Origin of the sequence: Bradyrhizobium elkanii WSM2783 (assembly GCF_000472865.1) — a bacterium.
Classification (GTDB): domain Bacteria; phylum Pseudomonadota; class Alphaproteobacteria; order Rhizobiales; family Xanthobacteraceae; genus Bradyrhizobium; species Bradyrhizobium elkanii_A.
The window spans coordinates 1-2,661 of record NZ_AXAP01000196.1 but is presented as its reverse complement, the minus strand read 5'-3'; the positions used below and the strand labels follow the sequence as shown (position 1 = coordinate 2,661).

The window sequence follows — 2,661 nt, the reverse complement described above, 5'->3', positions numbered from 1 at the left end:
GTCGAGCTGCAGCTCGCGCATCTCGATAACTCGACCGTGGAAGGTCTCTACAAGAAGCACGGGCCGCTCGCGCTGATCGGCTCGCGCACGAAGCTGATGCAGCATTGGGCTGATCGGATCGACCATTGGCTCGATCGCAAGAAGGTGATGCCGATAAAGGGAGGCGCGCAGGCTTGAGTCACCTGTCATCAGGCGTGGATAAATGTTGCCCGATTCCTTGGGAACCAGTTCGAGGAGGCGCGCCAAGGTGTCGGCGGGCTGCGCGCGCGGACGGCTTGCGCCGGGCGCGCGACCGTAGGGAGTGAGCGATGGACGTCACCTATTACGTGGCGCTGCCCTTCATGATGGGGACGACGGCGTCGCGCCGGGCGAGGCGGTGGAGTGCATGAGCGCGAACGCGGCGATAATGCGCGCGGAGGCGCTCTCGCGAAAGCCCGGCTGCGCCGGCGCGCTCGCGTTCAGTCGCACCGGGAATTCGGCCATCGGCGAGTTCGGCGATGCCACACTGATCCGGAAGTTCGGGGACGTGCCGGACGATCTTAGCGCGCTTTGACGGGCGACTTCGGTTCACTCGTCGCTCGGACCGGCCGCATCTCTCGGATCGAGCAGGTTCAGCGCGGTCTCGATCTGGGCGAGCAACGCCTGGATTTCCTCGCGCTCGTTCGGCCCAGGATCACTCTCGAGCCGCTCCAATAATACCTGCTTCCGCGCGAGCAGATTTGCGACGGTCGACATCGCGCCTCCCAATCTTTGGCATCTACAAACGAATTAGTGCGCCAACGGCGAATTTGCCAGTGCCGGCTCTGCGAGCCCAGGACCAGCCCAGGCCGACCACTATTTCGCCGGCGGCCGCAGCGGGCCTTCCACCCACTTTCGGGCGGCGGGATCGTGCAGCGGATCGTCATCGCAATCGGGGCAGACGTAGGGCTCCCCGCCTCTGGCGGTCTCGTCGCGCACAAGCTTCATCGGCCGCCCACAGTGCGGGCACGGCTTCCGGATAGGGTGCAGCAGCGACATTTGACTCCCCCGCCGGGGAAGAGCCTAGTGCCGTTTGCCGGGCGGGCACAAGCGATGTCTTGACGTGAGCCTCGCCGACCATCGAAAATGGGCATTCGGTGATGTTGTGGGGTGGCGTCATGGAAGAGTTCTATAGCGGCTTCGCACAGCAAGCGCGCGACCTGGCGGAGAAGGCAGATCCGTTCACACGCAGAAGGTTGCTCGACTTGGCCAAAAGGTACGACGCCAAGAGTAGACCCACCGGCAACGCTCGACCGCTGCCACCACCACGGACTAGCCCGCCCTCGACGCTCTTCTCAGGCCCCGGCGAAGCATGAGGAAGCGTGGGCCTGCAGTGGTCAAGTGCGACGCCTGCGGTGGCACCGGGCATCAGCCGGCGCACGAGATCGAACCGGGCGGCAGGATCTTTCCGGGCCGTTGCACGAAGTGCGGCGGCAAGGGACGCATTTCCAAGGCGGAGTGAACTTCTCCCGCTGCCCCAACCGTTAGTCGCGTGCGCGGCGCAGAGCCGACTCAAGGTTTTCCCTCTGCTTCTCCCAGCGGCTCTCTTCGGCCTCGGCCCGCTCGTCCAAGGCCGCGCGCTCGGCTTCGATGGCGCTCGCCTTCTTCTCGTGCTGCCGCCGGGCTTCGTCCATCGCCGCCTGCGCCTTGGCGACCGCCCTCTCCCGCTTCTTGCGATCCTTGGCCCGGGCCGCGCCTTCCCGGCGCCGCTCGGCTTCTCGCCGCCTCTGCTCCTTCTACCTTGTCGCTGATTTTGGGAGACGCTCGCTTCTTCGGCTTAGCCCGCCTTCGCTCGCGGCTGCCGGCGCTGGTCTATGGTAGCTTGAAGCGGGGCAGTGACCGCCGGGACGCGATCCTACGGGCGTCCCTAATTGGAGGAAGAGACCATGCACATCAACTGGGAAGCACGCTCTTACTTCGACCCCAATTCCCCAGACTCCTTTGCGACGCACGGCATCCCACTTCCTACTTATGGGAACTACGGTGGTCCGAATTATTCAGCTGGCGAGGTGGGTGGAAAGATTACGGGGACCTCGGCCGACCCACCCCCAGTAGACCAGCTCGATGCGCTGTTTTTTCGGCACGATTTCGCATACCAAACTTCTACAGAACCATCAGCACGACCAGCAGCCGACGTTCAGCTTGTGGAGGGCATGCACGCACTAACGTTCACAGATCCCGGCGACGCTCATTACGACCCCGAGGCCGGCTTATACGAGGGGTTTGCCACCCTTGGCGTCGTCGCTCAGCTTGCGGCCGGCGGCGTGTTGCAACATCTTCCCCTCCCCGATCAACTCTCAATAGCCGAGGCCACTCGAGAGGCTGTGATAAATCTTGAGGCGGGGCTCGCCGAAGTGCCGGCCGAAGCCAGGAGCTTGGAGGGCGCATTCCATGTGTTCGAGCATCAATACTTGGACTTGCTGCACATCTAAATAAACAGGCAGCTTGCACCAAACTGCGGGGCCGGGATCGTTCCCGGCCTCGAGGAGCGGCGTAACATTGGGGGCCCCTAATGAAGAAATCAGATGGGCAACCCGCTGCATGAGTCAGGCTCTGGCCCTAATGCGAAGAACGGCGCGGCTCTGAATCGTCAGCGTTTCGCGGTACACCGGAAGTGTACTGGCCGGCTTCAAACCTGCGCTT

5 protein-coding genes and 1 pseudogene are annotated in these 2,661 nt (G+C 63.5%); 3 read left to right on the top strand and 3 right to left on the bottom strand.

What is annotated here, in order from left to right; translation table 11 throughout:
* Window positions 1–308 precede the first annotated feature (308 nt).
* Window positions 309–553: pseudogene (locus YY7_RS56225) on the top strand (hypothetical protein).
* 14 nt (window positions 554–567) lie between these two features.
* Here the strand turns inward: YY7_RS56225 and YY7_RS62505 are convergent.
* Together YY7_RS62505 and YY7_RS0149710 are read right to left on the bottom strand one after the other, a co-directional pair.
* Window positions 568–735 (bottom strand): hypothetical protein, encoded by a 168-nt coding sequence (locus tag YY7_RS62505; protein ID WP_196237467.1) that lies wholly within the window; start codon window positions 733–735, stop codon window positions 568–570.
* Between the two features lie 99 nt (window positions 736–834).
* Window positions 835–966: a hypothetical protein gene (locus YY7_RS0149710; protein ID WP_349642735.1), complete on the bottom strand. Its 132-nt coding sequence runs from the start codon at window positions 964–966 to the stop codon at window positions 835–837.
* Between the two features lie 170 nt (window positions 967–1,136).
* Here YY7_RS0149710 and YY7_RS64255 point away from each other — a divergent pair, with 170 nt between their 5' ends.
* On the top strand, window positions 1,137–1,334 hold the full coding sequence (locus tag YY7_RS64255) for a hypothetical protein (protein ID WP_080664226.1): 198 nt from the start codon (window positions 1,137–1,139) through the stop codon (window positions 1,332–1,334).
* Window positions 1,335–1,502: 168 nt separating this feature from the next.
* Here YY7_RS64255 and YY7_RS64920 read toward each other — a convergent pair whose 3' ends face one another.
* Window positions 1,503–1,652 carry a hypothetical protein gene (locus tag YY7_RS64920; protein ID WP_349642734.1) on the bottom strand — a complete coding sequence of 50 codons (150 nt, stop codon included), beginning with the start codon at window positions 1,650–1,652 and terminating at the stop codon, window positions 1,503–1,505.
* A 252-nt stretch (window positions 1,653–1,904) separates the two neighbouring features.
* Between YY7_RS64920 and YY7_RS0149695 the strand changes: the two genes are divergently transcribed.
* Window positions 1,905–2,450 carry a hypothetical protein gene (locus tag YY7_RS0149695; RefSeq protein WP_035693303.1) on the top strand — a complete coding sequence of 182 codons (546 nt, stop codon included), beginning with the start codon at window positions 1,905–1,907 and terminating at the stop codon, window positions 2,448–2,450.
* The last annotated feature ends 211 nt before the right edge of the window (window positions 2,451–2,661 follow it).

What these genes read in the sequence shown, in the direction of transcription:
- YY7_RS62505 (WP_196237467.1), bottom strand. Translation starts at nt 735, where the DNA reads ATGTCGACCGTCGCAAATCTGCTCGCGCGGAAGCAGGTATTATTGGAG.
- YY7_RS0149710 (WP_349642735.1), bottom strand. Translation starts at nt 966, where the DNA reads ATGAAGCTTGTGCGCGACGAGACCGCCAGAGGCGGGGAGCCCTACGTC.
- YY7_RS64255 (WP_080664226.1), top strand. Translation starts at nt 1,137, where the DNA reads ATGGAAGAGTTCTATAGCGGCTTCGCACAGCAAGCGCGCGACCTGGCG.
- YY7_RS64920 (WP_349642734.1), bottom strand. Translation starts at nt 1,652, where the DNA reads ATGGACGAAGCCCGGCGGCAGCACGAGAAGAAGGCGAGCGCCATCGAA.
- YY7_RS0149695 (WP_035693303.1), top strand. Translation starts at nt 1,905, where the DNA reads ATGCACATCAACTGGGAAGCACGCTCTTACTTCGACCCCAATTCCCCA.